This is a genomic window from Priestia sp. FSL H7-0729, from assembly GCF_038005685.1.
Classification (GTDB): Bacteria; Bacillota; Bacilli; order Paenibacillales; family Paenibacillaceae; genus Paenibacillus.
The window spans coordinates 83,513-107,160 of record NZ_JBBOTQ010000004.1; the positions used below are offsets into that span (position 1 = coordinate 83,513).

Consider the following 23,648-nt stretch of genomic DNA (forward strand, 5'->3'; position numbering starts at 1 on the left):
TGTACATTAATGTTTCTCCTTGGGAGGTAAATCACGATGACCCGAAACAAAGTCGAGATTTGTGGCGTGGACACCGCAAAATTGCCTGTCCTCACCAACACTGAAATGCGGGAATTGTTTCATTCCCTTCAGCAACACCATGATCGCTCAGCAAGAGAGAAATTAGTGAATGGCAACCTGCGTCTGGTACTCAGTGTCATTCAGCGTTTTAACAATCGGGGGGAGTTTGTCGATGATCTGTTCCAGGTTGGTTGCATCGGCCTGATGAAAGCCATTGATAATTTTGATTTATCCCAGAATGTCAAATTTTCAACTTACGCGGTGCCGATGATTATCGGTGAAATCCGTCGATACCTGCGTGATAATAACCCGATTCGGGTATCTCGCTCCTTGAGGGATATTGCTTACAAAGCGCTTCAGGTACGTGACAGCCTGACGAATAAAAATTCCCGGGAACCGACGATATTCGAAATTGCGGAAGTACTGAATGTGCCGAAGGAAGATGTTGTTTTTGCATTGGACGCCATTCAGGACCCTGTCTCGCTCTTCGAACCGATTTATCATGATGGTGGAGATCCAATCTATGTTATGGATCAGATCAGCGATGACAGAAACAAAGATGTCTCGTGGATTGAGGAGATTGCGCTGCGCGAAGCGATGCATCGTCTTGGCCAGCGGGAAAAAATGATTTTGTCGATGCGGTTTTTCGAAGGGAAAACCCAGATGGAAGTAGCAGATGAAATTGGCATTTCCCAGGCTCAGGTATCACGTCTGGAGAAATCAGCGATACAACAGATGCAAAAACATGTGAAGTCGTAAGACGATGCAAGGGCAGGAGGACGATCAATCGGGGCAGTGTATACCGTTGGTCGTCTTTTTGTATGGAGTCGTTCCCACATTCGATGAAAAACAGGACATTTTTCGCCCCTGAAACATATATTGTATAGAAGCGTGGAGAACGGGCTGAAGAGGAATAACAGGGGGCGGGATTGTATGAAAGTAAATACGAGCGAAGTGGCGGCACGTGGGATGAAAATCTCGGACTTTCAGACTAAGGATGTCATTAATATCACAGATGGAAAACGTCTCGGTCAGATCAGTGATTTGGAGCTGGATCTGAAGCAAGGACGAATTGAAGCGATTGTTGTGCCGGGGTACAGCCGTTTTATGGGTCTCTTTGGAGGGGGAACGGATCTGGTGATTCCCTGGAGAAACATTGTGAAGATTGGTTCAGATGTGATTCTGGTGAAAATGGATGAGGTAAAGGAAAACACATATGACGAGCGTGATCGCGAAGCGCGCCTGTATGATGAACAGGAGCATAACCGCACAGAGCGTGTGGAACGGATCGAACGATCAGACCGCAATCAGCGTCGAACGATATAAAGGAGACAGAATGTGGCTCATTTGGTACACTGGAAGTGGTGAGGTGAGAGAATGGAACCCTTTGTAGTGGATAAGGAATTACTTGAACGGACAAAGAACCCAAATTCAGATTTTGGTCCTGATCCGTTATTATTATATGTTGAGCCATGGACACAGCAATTCAAACAGTTGTCAGCCGGATTTACGACGAGGCATGGTGGAGTCGGAAAAGTTCCGTATGCTACGCTCAATTGTGCCTATCATGTTGGGGATGATCATGAAGTAGTGCTTAACAACCGCAGGCTTGTTACCGGGAAGATTGGCTTTGCAGCGGAAGCCTGGACCTGTGGAGAACAGGTGCATGGCAAACATGTAGCAGTAATTACCGCTGAAGATCGGAGCAGAGGATTACTTGATCGTCAGTCGGCGTTGCAGGATACGGATGGATTGGTCACGAATGTGCCGGGTGTGCTGTTGACTTCTTTCTATGCAGACTGTGTCCCGCTGTATTTCTATGACCCTGTGCAACAGGCTGTTGGTCTCGCACATGCCGGTTGGAAAGGTACAGTCGCGGGTATCGCTGTATCCATGGTGGAGACGATGGAACGGGAGTACGGTAGCCGTAGGCAGGACATTCGAGCTGCAATCGGTCCGTCGATTGGGGATTGCTGTTATGAAGTGGATGAGGCGGTCATGCAGCATGTACGGGTTTGGTTTGATGATTCCCCGGTTAATGATGAATACAAGGATTCTGTTCCTAAACAGGCATATCGATCCGTGAATAACGGTAAAACGATGTTAAACTTGAAAGAATGTAATCGACACATTATGATGAAAGCAGGAATATTGCCGGATCATATCGAATGTACAACATGGTGTACAAGTTGTCATCCCGAACTATTTTTCTCCTATCGGAAGGAAAATGGTGTTACAGGGCGGATGGCAAGCTGGATTGGGCTGGAAGAGAGGTGACCTCTGTGTCATTGGAGGAGCGTATACAACAGGTAAATCAGAAGATTGAGGATGCATGTCGGCGCAGTAACCGTCATCGTGATGATGTGAATGTGATTGCGGTCACGAAATATGTCTCACTTGAAACAACGGGATCGGTGCTCGATCATGGTCTTGAGCATATTGGAGAAAATCGGTGGCAGGATGCACAGGCCAAATGGGAAGCTTTTGGTCAACAGGGTACCTGGCATTTTATCGGTCATTTGCAGACAAACAAGGTGAAAGACGTGATCGGCAAGTTTCGTTACATACATTCACTGGATCGTTTGTCATTGGCGAAGGAGTTGGATAAGAAAGCAGCTTCACTTGGCATTCAAGTGGAAACGTTTTTGCAGGTGAATATTTCGGGTGAAGAGAGCAAGTATGGCTTACAGCCTGAACAGGCAAGTTCTTTTTTGCGTGATATTCGTTCATTCAACAATCTCAAGGTTGTTGGCTTGATGACCATGGCACCTCATGAGGAAAATCCCGAGTTGACGCGTCCCGTATTCCGTGGATTGCGTGAGCTGAGAGATCAATTAAATGGACAAGCCCTTACAGCAGAACCGCTAACGGAGCTGTCGATGGGGATGTCCAATGATTTTGAAGTGGCCATTGAAGAAGGGGCAACCTGGGTACGGCTGGGATCGATTCTCGTAGGAAAAGAGGAGGGTTCACGATGGGCGTAATGAATAAATTTATGAATTTCCTCGGACTTCAGGAAGAGGAAGAGATTGTGGAACGTGAGCGGATGGCTGCGCAGGAGGAAAATGAATCTGAACAGCAGGAAGCTGAAACCTCAAGTCTCGATAAACGTAGAAACCAAAGGGGGAATAATGTGGTGAGCATTCATTCCCAGAAAAATGTTAAAGTTGTCCTGTATGAACCGCGTTCTTATGACGAGGCTCAGGAAATTGCCGACCATCTGCGTTCCCATCGTACTGTAGTGGTAAACCTGCAACGGATACGTCAAGACCAAGCGTTGCGCGTTATTGATTTTTTGAGTGGCACAGTATATGCATTGGGTGGCGGTATTTCCAAAATCGGCGGAAACATTTTTCTCTGCACGCCAGATACGGTTGAAATTCAGGGATCAATTACGGAAATACTGGCTGACAGCGAGCAAGATTATAACAGAATGAGGTGAGCCACTTTTGTATCAGATTGAAAGCGTGTTGTACACGTTATACCAGATTTACTTTTACATGGTCATTGTCTACATATTGATGTCTTGGCTTCCCAATGCGCGGGAAAGCTTCATTGGTGAATGGCTAGGTAAGTTTGTGGAACCATATCTAAGACCATTCCGTCGATTTATCCCACCTTTGTTCGGTGTGCTGGATATTTCCCCGATTGTGGCGCTGATCGTTCTGCAACTCGCGCTTAACGGACTGATCTCCATACTTCGGTATTTTGTATATTAGGGTAAGGTGACATAAATGAGCGGTGAAATTTACGAGCATTTCAGCCATGATGAACGAGATTTTGTAGATAAGGCTTCAGACTGGGTTGAGCGTGCAGGCAAGTATCATGACATGAAGCTAACTGACTTTCTTGACCCAAGACAGGTCTTTATATTACAAACGCTTGCTAATCGCCGTAATGACGTTCAGATTCGTCTGGACGGTGGTTACGAGGCTGCTGAGCGCAAGCGTGCGCTGGTTGCACCTGATTATATGTATCTGGATGATGAGGATATGGGGATGCAGGTGCTCAGTATTACGTCTGATGATCAGAAAATCTCGGAGCTGGAGCATGGGGACTATATGGGTTCCCTGCTCGGGCTTGGGATGAAACGTGGAAAGATCGGGGATATCCAAGTGCTGGAGGACGGTTGCCATACAGTGGTGGCGGCGGAAACCGGCGCTTTTTTATCGCTTCAACTGAATCAGGTACATCGGTTACATGTGTTCACGGAGTTGCTTCCTTTGGACCAGATGCGATGGTCAGAGAACAAACTGGAGACGATGGATATTACGGTCGCTTCGCTTCGTTTGGATGGAATCTGTGCAGATGTATATCGACTTAGTCGCAGTAAAGTGCTGGTGCCCATCAAAGCTGGGCGCTGCCGTGTGAACTGGAAGGTTGAGGAAGATCCCTCCAAGTCGCTAAAAGCGGGTGATGTCGTATCCATTCAGGGATTTGGCCGCTTCAAGGTTCTTGAACAGGATGGGATGACCAAAAAAGGGCGCTGCCGAGTGAAAATCGGGAAATTTGCCTGAGTCTGTTGCAGGAAAATCCGCTTTCTTGTCGAAATGTTTATCATAAAGGTGTAGAAAAAACGCGGTGTATCCGATATACATTAAGTCAAAGATTTATGCTGCAAACCTTCTCTGGATGGGAAGGAAATTTTACAGGAGGTGGACAGCATGCCATTAACGCCGCTGGACATACACAACAAGGAATTTTCCCGACGTTTGCGCGGGTATGACGAGGATGAAGTCAATGAATTCCTGGATCAAGTCATCAAAGATTACGAAGGCGTCATTCGCGAGAACAAAGAGCTGAGCAATCAGTTGCTGTCCGTTCAGGAAAAGCTGGATCATTTTGCTACGATTGAAGAAACGCTCAGCAAAACGATTATCATTGCGCAGGAAGCTGCTGATGATGTGAAGAATAATGCGAAGAAAGAAGCGCAGTTGATCGTGAAGGAAGCAGAGAAAAATGCAGACCGGATCGTGAACGAATCGTTGGGCAAATCGCGTAAAATTGCTTTGGAAGTGGAAGAACTGAAAAAGCAGGCATCGATTTACCGTGCCCGTTTCCGCACGCTTGTTGAAGCACAGCTTGAACTGTTGACTCAGGATGGTTGGGAAGTGCTGGAGAGCCGGGAGCAGGAAGTGCGTGACCGTGAGCGGGAGATGAAAGAAATTTATTAGTCTGTCGCCTGGTTGACTTTTGTCTGCAAAGAGGCTATAACTATATTCATAATGAATAGTGATTCCATGACGGGTTCAGTACGTTATGATCTCATCCCTCAGAGAGTTGGTGGTTGGTGCAAACCAATGGGTGAGTTATAGCCGAATATCTCCCCGGAGAAGTGACGCTGAAGCGGTGATTGTGATTGCCGTGTGTAAGCCGAACCGTAAGCCGTACGTTATAACGGCACCCTGCGGTAGTTTAGCGGGGCATAAGCGCTGTTGATGACAGAGCATACCCAGCTTGCCTGGATGTGGTTTGTGATGAACAGAATTAGGGTGGTAACGCGAGTATAGTCTCGTCCCTTTCCAGGGATGGGGCTTTTTTTGTTTTCAAAAAAAGGCGAACGTCCATGAGGCCCAAAGGTGCCTCAAGGAGAGAGCCACCCGCCGGGGGAGCGAAGCACCCGGCAACACCCGCCTCGCGGTAAGGCCATGCGGCGTTCACGTAGGGAACAGCCGCAAAATGGCCGCCACTACGCACATAAACCCTCGCCCATAAGCGCAACTGTTCCCCAATCGACAACCCATCCCGGGTGTCCAGAGGGCGGAGCGCCTATGGGGTCCCCCTTGGTAAGGGGGATTTAGGGGGATTGAAACGCTTTTTGTGGACGGTCCACAATTTATCACAATTGAAAGGAAGATGATCATCATGCAACGAGTTGACGTCAAAGAGAAGGCACGCGCAAGAGAATTACGCGTGTTAGATAAATGGAAAACGGAGAATACATTCAAAAGATCCATCGAAAACCGCGAGGGCAAGCCAAACTTCGTATTTTATGAAGGACCGCCTACTGCGAACGGAAAACCGCATATCGGTCACGTACTGGGCCGCGTAATCAAGGACTTTGTTGGTCGTTATAACACAATGAAGGGTTACCGTGTTGTTCGTAAAGCGGGTTGGGATACACACGGCCTGCCCGTAGAACTGGGTGTACAGAAGAAGCTTGGCATCTCCCACAAGTGGGAAATCGAAGATTACGGCGTGGAGAAATTCATTAACGAATGTAAAGCGAGCGTATTCGAGTACGAGCAACAATGGCGTGATTTGACAGAAGGTATCGGATATTGGACGGATATGGATAACCCATATATCACCCTTGATAACAACTACATTGAGAGTGTATGGAACATCCTGGCGACAATCCATGAGAAAGGCCTGTTGTATCGTGGTCACCGTGTGAGTCCGTATTGCCCATCTTGCCAGACGACACTGAGTTCGCATGAAGTTGCACAAGGGTACAAAGACGTCAAAGACCTGAGCGCTACAGCAAAATTCAAGCTGAATGACAGCGGAGAATTCGTGCTTGCCTGGACAACGACACCTTGGACGCTGCCTTCACACGTAGCACTTGCCGTGAATCCGGAAATGGACTACTCCCGTGTTCGTCAAGGTGATGAAGTGTACATCATGGCAACGAATTTGGTAGAGAAAGTAATGAAAGATACCAAGGGTGAGTATGAGATCATTGGTGCACTGAAAGGTGCCGACCTGGTTGGCAAAACGTATGATCCTCCGTTTAACTATGTACAGGCTGAGAAAGCCAACATGATTCTGGGCGCAGGCTTTGTAACGGATGCAAGTGGTACGGGTATCGTACACATGGCTCCTGCCCATGGTGAAGATGACTACCGTGTATGCCGTGAGAATGGGATCAGCTTTGTGAACATGGTTGACCTGGAAGGTAAATTTGTTGCTGAGGTTACTGACTTTGCCGGACGTTTCGTGAAGGATTGTGATATTGATATCGTGCGATATCTGTCTGAGAATGGACGTTTGTTTAGCAAAGAAAAATATGAGCACAGCTATCCATTCTGCTGGCGTTGTGATACACCGCTATTGTACTATGCAATGGACAGTTGGTTTATCCAAACGACAGCCATCAAGGATCAGTTGATTGCCAACAATAGTGAAGTCGATTGGTACCCGGGTCACGTTCGTGAAGGACGTTTCGGTAAATTCCTTGAGGATCTGGTGGATTGGAACATTAGCCGTGATCGTTATTGGGGAACTCCGCTGAACATCTGGGTGTGCGAGGAGACTGGCGAACAATTTGCTCCACACAGCATTGCAGAATTGCGTGCTCGTGCGGTAGGTGATGTGCCTGAGAATCTTGAATTGCATAAACCGTATGTGGATGACGTTAAAGTCATGAGCTCTTGTGGCAAATATGAAATGAAACGTACACCGGAAGTGATCGATGTCTGGTTCGACAGCGGCTCCATGCCGTTTGCCCAGCAACACTATCCATTTGAAAATAAAGAAGTATTCGAACAGCAGTATCCTGCGGATATGATCTGTGAAGGGATTGACCAGACACGCGGCTGGTTCTACAGCTTGCTGGCGGTTTCTACCCTTTTGACAGGCAAAGCACCTTACAAAGCAGTTATGGCTACAGGACACGTTCTGGATGAGAACGGACAGAAGATGTCCAAATCCAAAGGTAACGTGATCGATCCGTGGGAAGTGATTGAAGAATACGGTACGGATGCATTCCGTTGGGCTTTGTTGTCTGACAGTGCACCGTGGAACAGCAAACGTTTCTCCAAAGGGATCGTAGGCGAAGCCAAATCCAAAATGGTGGATACGCTGGTTAACACCCATGCATTCCTGACGCTATATGCTACCATTGATGGATTTGATCCACAGGAGCACCCGTTCCAACTGTCCGCACATAAGTTGGATCGCTGGATTCTCTCGAGGCTGAACAGTCTGATCCTGGTTGTAGAAAAAGCGCTTTTGGTTAACGACTATCTGAACTCTTCCAAAGCGATTGAAGCATTTGTTGATGAGCTGAGTAACTGGTATATCCGTCGTTCCCGTGACCGGTTCTGGGGAAGTGGCCTGACAGAGGATAAACTGGACGCGTACCGCACATTGACTGAGGTGTTGGTGACTACCGCAAAACTGGTTGCTCCGTTTACACCGATGCTCGCAGAAGATATCTACTTGAACCTTGCAACAGGCGAGAGTGTACACATGGAAGACTATCCGGTAGCGAATGAAGCGCTGATTGATGCAGGACTGGAACAGGATATGGAGACAGCCCGCCGTGTGGTTGAACTTGCACGTAACGTTCGTAACGAAACAGGTATCAAGACACGTCAGCCGCTGTCCGAATTGATCGTTTCTCTGGATAAAGGCTTTGACCTGTCAAGTTATGAAGAGATCATCAAGGAAGAGATCAATGTAAAAGGAATCCGTACGGAGCATAACGATGCGGAATTCGTTGACTTTACATTGAAGCTGAACCTGAAAGTTGCAGGTAAGAAATACGGTAAAAACGTAGGATTCCTGCAAAACTTCTTCAAGGGAATGTCGGCCGATGAGACGCGTAAAGTGGTTTCGGAAGGTGTGCTGAACATCGTTTCTCCGGAAGGAGAAGAGCTGCAAGTGACGAGCGAAGAATTATTGGTTGATAAACAGGCAAAATCAGGTTTTGCTTCAGCATCTGGTTACGGTCTGACGGTTGCGCTCAATACCGAAATCACAGCAGCACTGGAACAGGAAGGCTGGGTCCGTGAAGTGGTTCGTGCTGTGCAGGATACCCGGAAACGACTCGATTTGCCGATTGAGAAAAGAGTACGTTTGACACTGGATGTAGATGTATCCCTGCAGGAAGCTATTCAGGCGTTCGATGATGTGTTGCGTGAAAATGTTCTCGTAACCGAAGTGACATTTGGCTCGAATGAGTCCATGGAACGTGTTGAAGCCGGAGGCAAATCGATCGGTATTTACATCGAAGCATAATTCGAAGCATTTCCCATTCAATAGGGACAGAATTTAGAGCATAAACAAAACGAGCCGCAGGCAGGGACATTTTCCCTCGTTCTGGGCTCGTTTGTTTTTTAGGCAAAAAGGCAATGATTCTATAGTGCAGTCAATCTATATTGATCAAAGGAACTGACCAAAACATGAGCGAACATGACAAGCAAGCGGAAACTGCTACACCATCAACATCAGATCATCTGAATTCGCATGACAAAATTGAAGAGCTACATACCTTGACTAACCGTCTGGCGAATGAACTGGAACGTTCGCGCATTGCGCAATACACAGAATTGCTGAACAGACCATGGAAATTAATCGGACTTAACTTGTTGTCTGGAGCAGCACGAGGAGTGGGGATCGCGATTGGTTTTACCTTTTTCGCAGCAACGATTATTTACGTTTTACAGCTACTCGGGGCGCTCAATCTTCCCATTGTTGGAGACTACATCGCTGATATTGTGCGCATTGTCCAGCGCCAGCTTGATATGAACACCTACTAAGAGATTAGCGATTAAAGGTGAATGATATTAAGTTACAGTTAGTAAAAGTCATCCGTCTCCCTATCCGGTTCTAACAGACCCTCGCCCTCACGGTTCTCCAGATACTGGCGATATTGCCGATTGCGAACGATGGATACGTCATGACCATAGATGTCGGTTGCAACAAAGCTTTCGTACGCTTCAACGCAGCCTTCCACTTCATCGGTGGCTTCAATAGCCATAACATCATAGCTATCAATATCGCGTCCCTCAGCCATGGCTGGTGAGTTCGATGTGCCCCAGCTTTCAACAATTTGCCAGGTGTCTTCACCATCGAAGCCATTCTGATCATCGCGCTCGTCCAGACTGGTTCGACCGAATGCCGGGGCTAGGAATTCTTCCTCTACAGGACGGTTTTCGGAGACAACGGTTTCCGGTTGATGTTTTTTGCAGTATTTCGTGTAGGGAACAGCCTCCATGCGTTCATAAGGGATGGGTTGCTGGCAGACCGCACATGTCCCATAATGTCCTTCTTCGATGGAGTGCAGTGCAGAATCGATTCGCTCCAATTGGAACTCATCATGTTCCAGCAGGGAAATATCTTTCTCGCGTTCATACACTTCCGTGGCGATGTCGCCTGGGTGGTTATCAATTGGTGATAGTTCACCTGTCTGAAGCTTAAGGGAGTCTCCAAGCCCATAATGCTCGTTTTCCGACAGTCTATGTTCAATATCGCGCTTATCGGACATCAGTTGGGAACGTAAAAATTGCAGTTGTTCGGTAGTAAAATGTGACATGATTTTCCCCTTTCTGCTTCATGCTGGAATCCGGATTTTGACTCTATTGTAGGATGTGCCATTAAGGGCAAGATTACAGAAGGGAAATGTTATCGGTTTTGCCATTAGTATTACCGATGTAGCGCGTCGTGGACGATTTCCAAACAGCTGTGCTACAATAAACAAGTCTGGCGTAAGCCTGGTATCGTTTGGAAAAGACAAGAACGGAGTGACAAACAAACGTGGTGTATTATATCCTCGCTTTTATCGTATTTTTATTGGATCAGGGAACCAAGTATCTGATTGCAACCCGGATGGAACTCAGAGAAGAAATTCCGGTTATCGGCAATTTCTTTGTCATCACATCACATCGTAACTCAGGAGCAGCTTTTGGCATACTGCAAGACCAGCGTTGGTTCTTTATCGTGGTTACGTTGATTGTGGTCGTTGCCTTGATTTGGTATTTGCAAAAAGTAAAAGATACCCCGCACAAATTGCTGCCTGTGGCGCTTAGTTTGGTGCTTGGTGGAGCAATTGGCAACTTCCTTGACCGGGCATTGACCGGAGAAGTTGTAGATTTTGTACAACTTAATTTTGGAAGTTATACGTTTCCCATTTTTAACATCGCCGATTCGGCAATCTGCATCGGTGTAGCGTTGATCATTGTGGAGACGTTGCTGGAAGGACGGCGCGAAAAAGCAGCCGCGAAGATTGAAGGGAATGAACATCATGAGTAATCCGAATAAGGAACAGATTAACGACGAAGAACTAATGAATGGCAATGAACGAATGGAATGGACCGTTGCCGCTGAACATAAAAAAGAACGAATTGACAAATATATTACGGAAGCCGTGGATAACGTATCTCGCTCCCAAGTCCAATTGTGGATCGGAGACGGAATGGTTACGGTAAATGGTGCAGTAGTCAAAGCTAATGCCAAGTTATCCGAAGGGGATCTGGTCGAGTTACAGATTCCAGAACCAACTTCTGTGGAGATCGTAGCCGAAGATATTCCACTGGAAGTGGTATATGAAGACAGCGACCTGATCGTGATTAACAAACAGCGTGGTCTTGTGGTGCATCCAGCACCGGGACATACGTCGGGTACCCTCGTTAATGCACTCATGTATCACTGCAAAGACCTCTCGGGTATTAATGGGGAGTTACGCCCTGGTATTGTGCATCGTATCGATAAGGATACATCCGGCCTGATCATGGCTGCCAAGAACGATCGCGCTCACGCCTCACTGGCCGCTCAGTTGAAGGACCATACGGTGAACAGACGGTATATTGCACTCGTACATGGTCATCTTAACCATGATCAAGGCACCATTGATGCACCGATTGGACGAGATACCAATGACCGCAAAATGTATACAGTCACGGAACGTAACAGTAAACATGCCGTTACACATTTTACCGTTACAGAGCGGATTAATGATTACACCTTGCTGGAATTAAAACTGGAGACAGGACGTACTCACCAGATTCGCGTTCACATGAAATTTATTGGTCACCCGCTTGTAGGAGATCCAACTTACGGAAGGAATAAAGGCATCAAAATGCAAGGACAGGCTCTTCATGCGGCCATTCTTGGATTTGTGCATCCAACAACGGGAGAATACCTTGAATTTTCAGCTCCGCTTCCTCAGGATATGGAAGACGTTCTTGCCTCGCTACGCAGTCGATAACAGCTCCAAGAAAGTACAAATGTTCGGATACTTTGTCCATGGCTTTGATCACGCAAATGCTTCATATTAAAGTGTAGAAATTTGCGTCACAATGAGGAGATGAACAACGTTATGAGTATCGATAAATACCAAGAAACTTACATTCAGACTAATTTTGCCGACCGTATCGGTGGCTCCAACTATGGTAAAGACACGAACATTTATAAATTCGAGAAAATCAAACGTGCCAAAGCTTCGGCCAAAAAAGATTTTCCCGATGTGGAACTGATTGACCTTGGTGTAGGTGAACCGGATGAAATGGCGGATGCAGGCATTGTAGCTGCACTTGCAGAAGAAGCTTCCAGACCTGAGAACCGTGGTTATGCCGACAATGGTATCCCTGAATTCAAAGCTGCAGCAGCTTCCTACCTGAAAAACGTATTTAACGTAGAAGGTATCGATGCTGATACTGAAATCGTGCACTCTATTGGTTCCAAACCGGCTTTGGCGATGATGCCTTCATGCTTCATCAATCCGGGTGATGTGACAATCATGACCGTTCCAGGCTACCCGGTTATGGGTACACATACGAAGTATCTGGGTGGAGAAGTGTTCAACATTCAATTGACGAAAGAGAACAACTTCCTGCCTGATCTGACGGCTATTCCGGAAGACATCGCAAAACGTGCAAAATTGCTCTACCTGAACTACCCGAACAACCCAACAGGCGCAAGCGCGACGGTGGAGTTCTTCACTGAAGTTGTGGAGTGGGCTAAGAAATACAATGTTGTGGTTGTACATGATGCTCCATACGCAGCATTGACGTATGATGGCAAAAAACCGTTCAGCTTCCTGTCCGTACCTGGAGCGAAGGATGTCGGCGTAGAGCTGCACTCTCTATCCAAGTCCTACAACATGACGGGTTGGAGAATCGGATTCGTAGCGGGTAACCCGCTTGTAGTCAAAGCATTCAGTGACGTGAAGGACAACAATGACTCCGGTCAGTTCATCGCGATTCAAAAGGCTGCTGCTTACGGATTGAATCACCCTGAAATAACGGAAAAAATTGCAGAGAAGTATTCCCGCCGTCACGACATGCTCGTTGCCGCATTGAACGAACTGGGCTTCCAGGCTGAAAAACCTAAAGGTTCATTCTTCCTGTATGTTGAAGCACCAAAAGGTGTGGTTGGTGGACGTCGCTTCGAATCCGGCGAAGATTTCTCCCAATTCCTGATCCGTGAGAAATTGATCTCATCCGTACCTTGGGATGATGCAGGTAACTTTGTTCGTTTCTCCGTAACCTTTGAAGCGAAGGGTGAAGAGGAAGAGAAACGCGTTATTGCTGAGATCAAACGTCGTCTGAGCGATGTGCAATTCGAATTTTAATTGTAGTACCCTATAGATTAAATATATGAAAACGAAGAGACCGGTAACGGTCTCTTTTTTATGTTCATATTAGATTTTTTTTATTTACTCCCTTTACAAAATTATACAAGCAACATATGATTAGATCTTTACGTTATTTGTTATATACAGAAGTTGTTTTTGAAGGGAGTTATTACAATTGTTATCATCACGAACAAGTACGGTGTCCTCACCGGCTACAGGAACAGGAAGTACAGTATCAGGATTATTCAGATTGTTAAGACCCAAACAGTGGACTAAAAATTTGCTGTTATTTGCTGCGTTACTATTTTCTTTTGAGGAGATTCGGACTGAAACCATTCTTGCGACTTTGCTTGGTTTTATTCTATTTAGCCTCGTTGCAGGCTGTGTTTATATTTTAAATGACTTTGTAGACCGGGACAGGGATCGACAGCATCCGGTGAAAAAGTATCGTCCCATGGCTTCTGGGCAGGTGAATCCGACGCATGCTTTGTTGTTTGGCATTATACTGTTAATCCTTTCCGTAGGAACGGCCTTCATGATGAACCCTCTATTCGGGATATTATGTATCGTCTATTTTCTATTGAATGTATCATATTCATTTGTGCTGAAACATCTCGTTATCCTGGATATGATGACCATTGCAGCCGGCTTTGTACTTCGTGCCATTGCAGGTGGTGTGCTGATCCAGGTGCCATTTACACCGTGGTTTTTGATCTGTACCATGCTGTTGTCGTTGTTTTTGGCTATTGGCAAACGCAGGAATGAACTTACGTTGCTTGAGGGGAATACGGGATCACACCGTAAGGTGTTGGACAACTACTCCATTACGTTGCTGGATCAATTCAATACGATTGTGACGACAGCTACGATTATCAGCTACTCTCTATTCACATTCACTTCAGATCGGACCATTCACTTGATGTGGACCATTCCACTGGTTATCTATGGCATGTTCCGTTACCTGTATCTGATCCACATGAAGAACCAGGGAGGTTCGCCCGATCGTGTACTGTTTGAGGACAAGCCCATATTAATTACGGTAATTTTGTATGTCATCAGTGTTGTTATCATTTTTACTATCTTTGAATAAAGGCTGAGGGGGATCAGGGTGAAAAGCACGAAAGTCGCAATTTTTGATATTGATAAAACAATTATACGCAGTGATTCCATGTTTCAATTTGTGCATTACGGTGTTCGCCGTTACCCGTGGCAGGTATGGAGACTACCTGTCATTGCATTACATACTGTTTTATTCAAAGCAGGCTTCATGACTGTTGAACGAGTTAAACGTTCCTACTTTCAAGAAATTGAGCGTATGTCTGAAAAAGACCTGGAACATTTCTTTGATACCCGCTTGCGTACGTCCATTTTTGCCGAAGCCAGTGTAGAGATGCAACATCGCAAAGAAGCAGGTTATCACGTCTTACTGGTAACTGCATCTCCGCATGCCTATATGAAATACTTTAATAATTTTCCCTGGGTGGATCATGTCATTGGAACTGAACTTGTCCGTCATGCGAATGGTTACACATGCAGAGTTGATGGCAGCAATTGCAAAGGGGAAGAGAAGGTCCGCCGAATTCAGGCTTATCTGAGGGAGAAGAATATGGTCATTGATTATGACCAGTCATGTTCCTACTCGGACTCTTTATCCGACCTTCCAGTCATGCAGCTAGTGAGTCAACGATACTTTATTAACAAGCGTGTTCCGGACATGGAGGCATTAACGTGGGGGAAATAAAATCTCGTCATACTGGTAAATGGTTGATGCTCGTTTCGGCTTTTCTGACAGCAACGGGTCAATTGTTCTGGAAATGGGGACTAACCGAGTGGATCTACCTGGGTGTTGGTTTTCTGTGTTATGGACTTGGAGCCATTTTGATGATTAAAGCTTTTGCTCTGGAAAAACTCTCTGTTGCTTATCCTCTGATGTGTGCCAGCTACGTATTTGCCTTAATCTATGGATATTTTTTGCTTGGGGAAGAAATTACGGTGCAGAAGCTGGCAGCAGTTGTGTTGCTTGGAATCGGGGTGACATTAACCAGTGTTGATCGATAGCTGGATGGTTGCCGTATTAATTGTCATGACGTTGTGTGGTGCATTGGGCGGGGCCGGACTGAAAGCTTATGCATCTAGTCGCAATCGCCTGCATGTACTCATGGGACTCGGATTCTACGGAACAGGTGCGTTGCTGAATATTGTATTGTTGAAGTTTCTTCCATTAACCGTTGTACTGCCTGCCAACGCGTTAACCTATGTCTGGACCCTGATCATTGCGATGTTGGTATTTAAAGAGACGATAGGCCCTTTACGTTGGATCGGTGTGGCATGTATTATGGGGGGCCTATGTTTATTGGTGTTCTAGAACTATAATTAATCAGGATGTGAATGAAAGTATGAAATTTTTGGACTACTTATTTTATAATCGAAGAGCCAACTGGACAGCCTTTTACCTGTTTGCAGGATTTGCTCTATTCTATGGTTTAATGAACGGCTCGTACGTTCTATACATTGAAAATAATGCGGAATTGCTGGGGAAGTATAGCCCGTTTAATACGATGCTGTTTCCAATCAATTTATTCAACTTTGATCCTTCAATGTATTATGGCGACAACAGTTCTTCCGTTATCCATCCGCTGATTTCCTTTCTCGCAGTAGCTCTTGCGGCTGTAGCGAAGCTGCTGGGAGGCAACTGGTTCTTTCTAATCCTGCAATCGCTGGTGAATGCAGGATCGGTGGTGCTGGCGTATCTCTTTCTCAGTCAAAAAGAAGATAAACCGACCATCGTACCTTTGCTGTTCGCCTTACTATTTGGTTTCAGTTCCTATCTGATGTATACCGCGTTGATCCCGGATTCGTATTCTTATGTGCAGTTCGTTATTCTGTTCTCCGTGGTTTACATGCAGTATACGCGTGAGCGTCAGGACGTACGATATATACCCAATGCATTGCTTGCGTCGATTAACTTTGGATTAACCTCGACCAATATCGTACCGTTTGCTGGTGCCACTTTCTTCAATATGCATGCATGGCGTAATAAGGCCAATTTTAAAAAATACATCGGCATCATGGCACTAGCGGTTCTGATTATTATCGTATTAACAGGCATTCAATATGTTGCATTTGGAGGTCGCAGCTGGGTAAGTAATTGGTTATTGGGCATTCAAAATGGTGGGACTAGCTACGCAACACCATTCCAGTTCGCTGTTCACTGGAAAGCATTGAACATGCTAACCATTAACCCTATGCTGACACCGAAGATGCATTTACTGGACCCGGGCATGGTAGCCTTTGTTACCGATCTATCCCGTTCCAATCCAATTGTTGTGCAGATTACAGGTATCTTTATTTTACTATTGGCACTCATGGGCATCATTAAAGGCATTCGTGAACGTGAAGTATGGACCCTTGTGCCATATATCCTGTTTGCCTTTTTGCTTCATGTAGTCGTGGGCTTTGGATTGGCTGTATTTCAATATGATATGTACCTGTATGCGGGACACTATCTGTTTGCGTTCTTCCTGTTGGGTGGAGGTTTCGTCATCAGCCTTCGCCCGGGGTTGGGGAAAAAAGCGGTAATAGGCTTGATCATGTTATGTGTCATCGTTACGGCAAGTAACAACATCTATCGTCACGTAGAAACATTAACAACAATCAAACAATCCTATGATCAGCTGGAACAGGAACGCTTAGTAAAATAATCAAATGTATCTATATAAGAAAAAAAGAAAAGGCCATTGGATGGAAAGTCCAACGGCCTTTTCTTTTTCATGTCGAGCAAATGAGTTAAGCAATAATTTTGGTCTTCTTGGCATTCTCTGCTGAACGTTTGGTGAGACTGCTGAGTGGACGTTTCAAAGCGAGAGCAACAATGAGACTCAGTGCGATGAACATACACAACCACAGAATATCCTTGATGGCGGTAGACCATAATATACCGCCGACCGACTCACGCAGCAGACTGATTGCATACGTGAAGGGCATGAACGGATTCAATGCCTGGAAAAAGGGGGATGTCATGCTGATTGGGAACGTACCACCGGAGCTGGAGAACTGGAACACCATGAAGATGATGGCGATCCCTTTTCCGATATTCCCAAAAACGGACAGCAGGGTGTACGTGATGGTGACAAAAACGGTACTCACCAGCATGGCAAACAGAACAAACCACAGTTTATCTGCGACATAGGTACCCAGAATTAAGATATCTCCCAAGGTGACACATATCGCTTGGAGCAATCCAATGGTCAGAAAAGTAGCAAGACGTCCGAGATACAACTCGTATCCCCGGAACTTGCCATCCGGATTCTCAGCTTCAGCACGAAGCAGGGAGATCAGCAGCGTTGAACCGACCCACAAGGACAGCACGCCATAAAATGGCGACATGGCCGATCCATAATTCGGAATCGGGTAAAGTTGCTGTTCCTTTATTTGCACTGGACTTGCGAGGAAAGCACTCTCTTCTTCGATATCGCCGCGCAGAAGTTTGGCAAGCTCGGCAAACTGGTTATTACCTTCAACTTCCCTGAGCTTGTCTGCAGCCTTGCTGATGGCACTTTCCAATGCTGGCAGATCATCACGTACCAGCGTCGCAACACGATGTACTCCTTTTTCGACCTCCGGAAGCTGGTTCTGAACAAAATCGGATGCCTTGCTTATCTGTTTATCGGCATTAGGCAGATCATTACGAACAAAATCAGCCGCTTCGTTCAGTTTGGTTCCCAGATTGGGCAGATCGGTTCGAATTAAGGAAGAGACGGTGTTCAAAGCCTGGATGAAACCTTCACTTTTGTTCGCAAGTGTCTCTGATATCTCATGGATCTTGGATTGTATTTGAGGCAGTTCGCTCTGGATTTTGGTCAACTCGGTCTGCCCAAACGTAATCCCTTCTTTGGCAGATGCAAGAATGTCTGCAATATCCGGAATACGATCTCTTGCTCCCTGTAGTGTACCTGAAGAAGTGGAGAGGATGGACCGCAGTTTATCCACACCAGCCGATAGAGCCGGTGATATTTTACTTTCATACGTATTCAAGAGGTTGCCAATGCCGCTGCTAATGTCTTTGGAGAGCAAATTTAACTGAGCGATGACGTCTGCGGGTAGCGTTGTATTGCGGCGCATGGTATCACTGATGATCCCAGCCAGCCGGATTTGCAACTGCAGTTTATCTGAAACAGAGTTCAACTGCTGAATTTGTTCGGCAAGTGGATGGCTTGGAAGCAAGTTGTCTATTTTGCCCAACAGTTCTGCCATACTGTCGACAAATTTTACCGCAATCCCCAAGCGTGCAGCAACCCGGTCCAGATCTTCTGCTGTGGGCAGGTGATTAAGATCCGAATTTTGCAATTGAGCAAATACGTCGTCAGCAGCGTTGGTAATCTGCTGCACCAGCAGCAAATTTTGGCGGATCGTTGGGCCAATGGCCTGAAACGCTTCTTCAGTTGAATCTACAAATTGATTCAAGCCTTCGGCGAGCTCAATCCCATTGCCAGTGATTTGGGATACCTTGTCCAGATCTTGTTCAGCGGCCGTCACGATAGACAGAGCTTTATTGGTTTTGTCCAGAGCTGTTTGGATGACACTTGATACCTGACCAAAGTTTTCATCCACTTCTCGAATGCGTTCTACCGCTTTTTGTATATCTGGTATCCGACCTTGAATAGCCAACACTTCGGAAGCAGCATCATTAATTAGTGGCCAATACTCCTGGACCTTGAGTACATACTGTGCCGCTTGATTAATTTCAGGTAGTTTTTTTTCGATTTCGACGATCTTTTGAGCATCTTTTACAATCTCAGGCATGGCTTTTTCGACTTCCAGGACCTTTTGACCTGCGGCTTGTATGGCCGGAAGATTTTTCTCCAGTGTGAAAATCCCATTCTCCATCTTGCGCAAAGTTGGAAGCTGCGCGTTAATTTCAACCCCGGCATCCTTCAACTTGCTTAGAACGGCCTCACTGACGGCTTCAGTGAAATTTTCATTGATTTGTGTTGTTATCGCAGATATACCAGAGCCTGTGATTTTAGGAGCAATGGCATTCACCTTCTCATTAACGGTATAGATTACCTCTGGGCGCTCCAGCTTTCCGTCAACGATACCTGTAATTTTGGATGAAAAATCTCCGGGAATGAGCAGGCTTGCATAATAATCTCCTGTTTCTACACCCCGACTGGCTTCGCTCCGATTCACAAAAGTCCAGCCCAGCTTTTCATTGTGCTTGAGGCTGGATACCAATTCGTCTCCGATATTGACAGGGGTACCTGCAACAGTTGTACCCTCATCCTCGGTTGTCACTGCAATTTTGATCCCTTGGGTGTTACTGTAGGGGTCCCATACGGACTTCACGTTGACCCAATCATACACCCCGGGCAGTAAAATAATAGCCACAATTAGAAATATACCTGTGGGAACCTTCAGAATATGCAACCAGTCTGTTTTGTAAACGTGCCAAATGTGACGCATGACTTCCTCCTAAATGTACATAAATGTTGAGCGTATCTTATTTCCATGTCGCATATTTGCGAATCTTATGTATATCGGCATTACAGTAGCATCAATGAATGGGTTTATGTTTATAAACTGTACCCATTTCAATTGGTACTAATTCAGAGCCTTCATTTAATGCGTAAGATGGAACTGACCGTTTGTTCTAGAAAGAACTGTTTTGTCTCTACTTAAGCTTAATCAGAGGTTTATTTTGGTTATCTCGAATTTCTCATTTTCCTATGGATAAATATGCAGAAATGTTGTATAATTATGAATAACCAATGAGATGTATTGTGCATGGATGTTTTTCAGCCTAACTGCTGATTCTATGAAGAACGTAGCAGAGGGTTTCCACCTGCGATGGTGAGGTGTTGACAGGGGGTTGTCTTTCTGTCATAATTCATGAAGACAAACGGACATATTGATTACAGAACCCTGTGAGGTCCTGCAATATGAACGACATGAATAGCACCTTTAAATCAGTCCCGTGAGACTGGCAAGGTAACGTGAACGATACATCGTTTTTTTGCTGCGGCAAATGAAGCGATGCATCCCCGAGAGTAAACTTTCTTCAGAGCGGTCTGAAGTTCGGAGACTCCTTGCCAATAAACACGGCAAGGAGTCTTTTTTGTTCTCCTCGTCACGGGGCCATGATCTGAAGGGAAATCCTGAGGAGGCTGAACGCATGAGCACAGAGACACATGTCATTATGGATGAGACGGCGATCCGCCGCGCATTAACACGGATTGCCCATGAGATATTGGAGAAAAACAAAGGAATCGACGATTGTGTGCTGGTCGGTATCCGTACACGCGGGGTTTACCTCGCAGAACGGATTGCCGCGAAGATTGAAGAAATCGAAGGCGCCAAAGTCCCCTGGGGAGAACTGGATGTGACTCCTTACCGCGATGATCGCTTGGACGAAAACAAAGCGAATCGCAAGGAAATGTTGATTATGACACCTGAATCACTTTCGATCCATAACAAAAAAGTGATCTTGTTCGATGATGTGCTCTATACCGGACGGACGATTCGCGCAGCGATGGATGCCTTGATGGACTGTGGAAGACCACAGAACATTCAGCTGGCGGTGCTCGCAGACCGCGGGCACCGGGAACTTCCGATTCGACCTGATTTTATCGGCAAGAATGTGCCGACTTCCAAATCAGAGGAGATCGAAGTTGCACTCATGGAAACGGACGGACAGGACGAAGTCAAAATCACTCAGAACCGGGGGGAGCAAGCATGATGATTACACAGACAGCATTGAGAGACCGGAGCTTGCTTGGACTGAAGGAACTTAGCCGAGGAGAGATCGAGTCCATTCTGAACAGGGCGGCTCACTGGGAAGCGCAAAAAGAGAAACTGGTTCCTGTACTTGAATCACGCTTCGTTGCAAACATGTTCTTCGAGAACAGCACACGTACCCGCTTCTCCTTCGAAATGGCAGAGAAACGCCTGGGCGCACAAGTGCTGAACTTTACGGCAGCCGCATCCAGTGTAGAAAAAGGAGAGTCCATCTACGACACAGTGCGAACACTTGAGTCGATGGGCATTGATGCAGGCGTGATCCGGTTGAAACCGGCAGGCGTTCTGCAACAGCTGGCTAAGAAAGTGAGTGTTCCGCTCGTGAACGCCGGAGACGGCAACAATGAGCATCCCACACAGGCGTTGCTGGACCTCTACACGATGCGGAAAGCATTTGGCGAACTGAAAGGCTTGCGTGTCTCCATCATAGGTGACATTCTGCATAGCCGCGTAGCGCGCTCCAACCTGTGGGCGCTGCAAAAGTTTGGCGCAGATGTACGCTTCTGTGCACCGCAAACGATGCAGGCACCGGAACTCGCAGAGCATGCTCCTTATGTCGGTTTTGAAGAAGCGCTGGATGCAGATGTAGTCATGATGCTCCGTGTTCAACTGGAACGTCATCAACATGGCTTAATTACTTCAGCTGAGGATTATCGCGAACACTACGGATTGACGGAAGAACGGGCGTCACGCCTAAAACCAAGCACCATTATCATGCACCCTGCTCCAGTGAACCGTAACGTCGAGGTAGATGACGCGGTTGTGGAGAGTGAAGCATCACGGATCTTCCCGCAGATGGCAAACGGCGTTCCAATCCGCATGGCGGTTATGGAACGTGCGATGAAACTGTAACAGGGTCTGGCTGTGGGTCATAGGCTGACGAAGATGGCGGTTCTTATAGAGCAATAAGAGAGTAAACGATAAAGAAAATCATCCGGCTTGCCTGGTAAGCCGGACAGAACCGAAGCGGAGGGAAATTATGCTACAGATTATAAAGAATGCGAATATCTTGAACCAACAAGGGGAACTTGAACGGAAAACCATCATTATAGATGAAGGTAAAATCAAAAAGATCGCTGGCCTGGAAGATCAAACCGTATTGGATGCCGAAAAGTCAGCGCATCATGTGACAGACGCATCAGGCAAACTGGTCATTCCGGGATTAATCGATATGCACGTGCATCTGCGTGAACCTGGATTCGAACACAAAGAGACGATCGAGACAGGTGCTCGTTCAGCAGCACAAGGTGGATTTACAACGATTGCTTGCATGCCGAACACAAGACCGGTAACAGACACAGCGGAAGTTGTAAAACTGGTATTGGATAAAGCCAAAGAAGCGGATCTGGTTAAAGTGTTGCCTTATGCAGCCATTACCAAAAACGAACTGGGTCGTGAACTCACCGATTTTGCTGCATTAAAAGAAGCAGGCGCTATTGGATTCACGGATGACGGTGTAGGCGTACAAAACGCTCAAATGATGAAGGATGCCATGAGCCTCGCAGCAAGCATGGATATGCCAGTGATCGCTCACTGTGAAGATGACTCATTGGTTGTTGGTGGATATGTGACGGAAGGTGAGTTTTCCAAACGTCATGGTATCAAAGGCATTCCTAATGAATCCGAGGCGATCCACGTAGGCCGGGATATTCTGCTCGCAGAAGCAACGGGAGTTCATTACCACGTCTGCCACGTAAGCACAGAGCAATCGGTTCGCCTGATTCGTCTGGCGAAATCCATCGGTATTAAAGTAACTGCTGAGGTGTGTCCGCACCATCTGGTGTTGTCGGATGAAGATATCCCGGGCATGGACGCCAACTGGAAGATGAACCCGCCACTACGCTCACCACGTGATGTGCAGGCATGTATCGAAGGTTTGCTGGACGGCACGCTGGACATGATCGTAACTGATCACGCGCCACACAGTGAAGAAGAGAAAGCCAAAGGCATGGAGCTGGCACCTTTCGGAATCGTTGGATTCGAAACAGCCTTCCCGCTGCTGTACACGAAGTTTGTGGAAACAGGACTGTGGAGCCTGGACTTCCTGGTGAAACGCATGACTGCTGATCCGGCACGGGTATTCCGACTGGATACTGGCAAACTGGAAGAAGGAGCGCCAGCAGATATCACGATGATTGACCTGAACGAGGAAAAAGCGGTTGATCCTGCAACGTTTGCAACCAAAGGAAGAAACACCCCATTCACAGGCTGGAAGCTGAAAGGCTGGGCCGTACAAACTTGGGTGGATGGCAAAAGCGTGTGGGATAACACGGTACAACAGTAAAACGGTAACTCAACAAATTAATAAATCAGTAACTCTATATATTCAACTTTTCTAAAACAACAAATCTTTCTAATTCTAAAACTTAATCTGTAACTTTTACACCAGTAACATCTTTTCAACTAACTCGAGGCAAATCATGCCGAGAGTCTAACATACGAAACAAAACACAGTTGAATAATGCTTTTGAACATGGACACCAACGTAACTGCG

General features: G+C 46.4%; 23 protein-coding genes and 1 other annotated feature. Of the genes, 21 read left to right on the forward strand and 2 right to left on the reverse strand.

Translation table 11 applies throughout. From position 1 onward, the window contains the following. Positions 1 to 36: 36 nt before the first annotated feature. From sigG to MHH93_RS11525, 10 genes are all read left to right on the forward strand, one after another. The gene (sigG, locus tag MHH93_RS11480; protein ID WP_017687309.1) at positions 37 to 819 is read left to right on the forward strand and encodes an RNA polymerase sporulation sigma factor SigG; all 783 of its coding nucleotides are present in this window, start codon (positions 37 to 39) and stop codon (positions 817 to 819) included. A gap of 174 nt (positions 820 to 993) precedes the next feature. Then, positions 994 to 1,386, forward strand: coding sequence for a YlmC/YmxH family sporulation protein (locus tag MHH93_RS11485; protein WP_500054159.1), 393 nt, complete (start codon positions 994 to 996; stop codon positions 1,384 to 1,386). Positions 1,387 to 1,437: 51 nt separating this feature from the next. Next, a complete protein-coding gene (gene pgeF, locus MHH93_RS11490) occupies positions 1,438 to 2,337 on the forward strand; it encodes a peptidoglycan editing factor PgeF (RefSeq protein WP_500054160.1) in 900 nt (299 codons plus the stop codon). Between the two features lie 5 nt (positions 2,338 to 2,342). Further along, positions 2,343 to 3,044 carry a YggS family pyridoxal phosphate-dependent enzyme gene (locus MHH93_RS11495; protein ID WP_500054161.1) on the forward strand — a complete coding sequence of 234 codons (702 nt, stop codon included), beginning with the start codon at positions 2,343 to 2,345 and terminating at the stop codon, positions 3,042 to 3,044. Next, a complete protein-coding gene (locus tag MHH93_RS11500) occupies positions 3,035 to 3,502 on the forward strand; it encodes a cell division protein SepF (protein ID WP_215077507.1) in 468 nt (155 codons plus the stop codon). The genes MHH93_RS11495 and MHH93_RS11500 overlap by 10 nt, the downstream gene beginning before the upstream one ends. A gap of 7 nt (positions 3,503 to 3,509) precedes the next feature. Next, positions 3,510 to 3,779, forward strand: coding sequence for a YggT family protein (locus tag MHH93_RS11505; protein WP_301290087.1), 270 nt, complete (start codon positions 3,510 to 3,512; stop codon positions 3,777 to 3,779). Between the two features lie 15 nt (positions 3,780 to 3,794). Continuing rightward, positions 3,795 to 4,577 carry a YlmH family RNA-binding protein gene (locus MHH93_RS11510; protein WP_500054162.1) on the forward strand — a complete coding sequence of 261 codons (783 nt, stop codon included), beginning with the start codon at positions 3,795 to 3,797 and terminating at the stop codon, positions 4,575 to 4,577. A gap of 147 nt (positions 4,578 to 4,724) precedes the next feature. Next, positions 4,725 to 5,234, forward strand: a complete 510-nt coding sequence (locus tag MHH93_RS11515) for a DivIVA domain-containing protein (RefSeq protein WP_062835445.1) — start codon at positions 4,725 to 4,727, stop codon at positions 5,232 to 5,234. 57 nt (positions 5,235 to 5,291) lie between these two features. Then, positions 5,292 to 5,583, forward strand: a binding site (T-box leader). A gap of 342 nt (positions 5,584 to 5,925) precedes the next feature. Beyond that, positions 5,926 to 9,024 carry an isoleucine--tRNA ligase gene (gene ileS, locus MHH93_RS11520; RefSeq protein ID WP_500054163.1) on the forward strand — a complete coding sequence of 1,033 codons (3,099 nt, stop codon included), beginning with the start codon at positions 5,926 to 5,928 and terminating at the stop codon, positions 9,022 to 9,024. Positions 9,025 to 9,188: 164 nt separating this feature from the next. Continuing rightward, the gene (locus MHH93_RS11525; RefSeq protein ID WP_149846747.1) at positions 9,189 to 9,545 is read left to right on the forward strand and encodes a DUF5665 domain-containing protein; all 357 of its coding nucleotides are present in this window, start codon (positions 9,189 to 9,191) and stop codon (positions 9,543 to 9,545) included. A gap of 38 nt (positions 9,546 to 9,583) precedes the next feature. On the opposite strand, the gene MHH93_RS11530 is transcribed toward MHH93_RS11525, so the two are convergent. Continuing rightward, a complete protein-coding gene (locus tag MHH93_RS11530; RefSeq protein WP_500054164.1) occupies positions 9,584 to 10,321 on the reverse strand; it encodes a TraR/DksA C4-type zinc finger protein in 738 nt (245 codons plus the stop codon). A 221-nt stretch (positions 10,322 to 10,542) separates the two neighbouring features. On the opposite strand from MHH93_RS11530, the gene lspA reads away from it, so the two are divergent. The 8 genes from lspA to MHH93_RS11570 all read left to right on the forward strand — a co-directional run bounded on the left by lspA (position 10,543) and on the right by MHH93_RS11570 (position 17,061). Next, positions 10,543 to 11,037: a signal peptidase II gene (gene lspA / locus MHH93_RS11535; protein WP_091028497.1), complete on the forward strand. Its 495-nt coding sequence runs from the start codon at positions 10,543 to 10,545 to the stop codon at positions 11,035 to 11,037. Beyond that, on the forward strand, positions 11,030 to 11,992 hold the full coding sequence (locus tag MHH93_RS11540) for an RluA family pseudouridine synthase (protein WP_500054165.1): 963 nt from the start codon (positions 11,030 to 11,032) through the stop codon (positions 11,990 to 11,992). The genes lspA and MHH93_RS11540 overlap by 8 nt, the downstream gene beginning before the upstream one ends. A 111-nt stretch (positions 11,993 to 12,103) precedes the next feature. Beyond that, positions 12,104 to 13,357 (forward strand): LL-diaminopimelate aminotransferase, encoded by a 1,254-nt coding sequence (locus MHH93_RS11545; protein ID WP_036674844.1) that lies wholly within the window; start codon positions 12,104 to 12,106, stop codon positions 13,355 to 13,357. A 202-nt stretch (positions 13,358 to 13,559) separates the two neighbouring features. Beyond that, a complete protein-coding gene (locus tag MHH93_RS11550; protein WP_500054386.1) occupies positions 13,560 to 14,450 on the forward strand; it encodes a decaprenyl-phosphate phosphoribosyltransferase in 891 nt (296 codons plus the stop codon). An 18-nt stretch (positions 14,451 to 14,468) separates the two neighbouring features. Continuing rightward, on the forward strand, positions 14,469 to 15,101 hold the full coding sequence (locus MHH93_RS11555) for an HAD family hydrolase (protein WP_500054166.1): 633 nt from the start codon (positions 14,469 to 14,471) through the stop codon (positions 15,099 to 15,101). A 26-nt stretch (positions 15,102 to 15,127) separates the two neighbouring features. Next, entirely contained in the window at positions 15,128 to 15,418 is a 291-nt protein-coding gene (locus tag MHH93_RS11560; RefSeq protein ID WP_197997836.1) for an EamA family transporter, read from the forward strand. After that, a complete protein-coding gene (locus MHH93_RS11565; RefSeq protein ID WP_500054167.1) occupies positions 15,405 to 15,725 on the forward strand; it encodes an EamA family transporter in 321 nt (106 codons plus the stop codon). The genes MHH93_RS11560 and MHH93_RS11565 overlap by 14 nt, the downstream gene beginning before the upstream one ends. Positions 15,726 to 15,756: 31 nt before the next feature. Further along, the gene (locus tag MHH93_RS11570; RefSeq protein ID WP_500054168.1) at positions 15,757 to 17,061 is read left to right on the forward strand and encodes a DUF6080 domain-containing protein; all 1,305 of its coding nucleotides are present in this window, start codon (positions 15,757 to 15,759) and stop codon (positions 17,059 to 17,061) included. Positions 17,062 to 17,146: 85 nt separating this feature from the next. On the opposite strand, the gene MHH93_RS11575 is transcribed toward MHH93_RS11570, so the two are convergent. Next, the gene (locus MHH93_RS11575) at positions 17,147 to 19,822 is read right to left on the reverse strand and encodes a YhgE/Pip domain-containing protein (RefSeq protein WP_500054169.1); all 2,676 of its coding nucleotides are present in this window, start codon (positions 19,820 to 19,822) and stop codon (positions 17,147 to 17,149) included. A gap of 709 nt (positions 19,823 to 20,531) precedes the next feature. Here MHH93_RS11575 and pyrR point away from each other — a divergent pair. From pyrR to pyrC, 3 genes are all read left to right on the forward strand, one after another. Beyond that, entirely contained in the window at positions 20,532 to 21,095 is a 564-nt protein-coding gene (gene pyrR, locus MHH93_RS11580; protein WP_017687330.1) for a bifunctional pyr operon transcriptional regulator/uracil phosphoribosyltransferase PyrR, read from the forward strand. Continuing rightward, positions 21,095 to 22,006: an aspartate carbamoyltransferase catalytic subunit gene (locus tag MHH93_RS11585; RefSeq protein WP_445252978.1), complete on the forward strand. Its 912-nt coding sequence runs from the start codon at positions 21,095 to 21,097 to the stop codon at positions 22,004 to 22,006. Before pyrR ends, MHH93_RS11585 begins: the two co-directional genes overlap by 1 nt. Before the next feature lie 127 nt (positions 22,007 to 22,133). After that, complete coding sequence (pyrC, locus tag MHH93_RS11590) at positions 22,134 to 23,438, forward strand: dihydroorotase (RefSeq protein ID WP_500054170.1); 1,305 nt, start codon at positions 22,134 to 22,136, stop codon at positions 23,436 to 23,438. Positions 23,439 to 23,648: the final 210 nt, after the last annotated feature.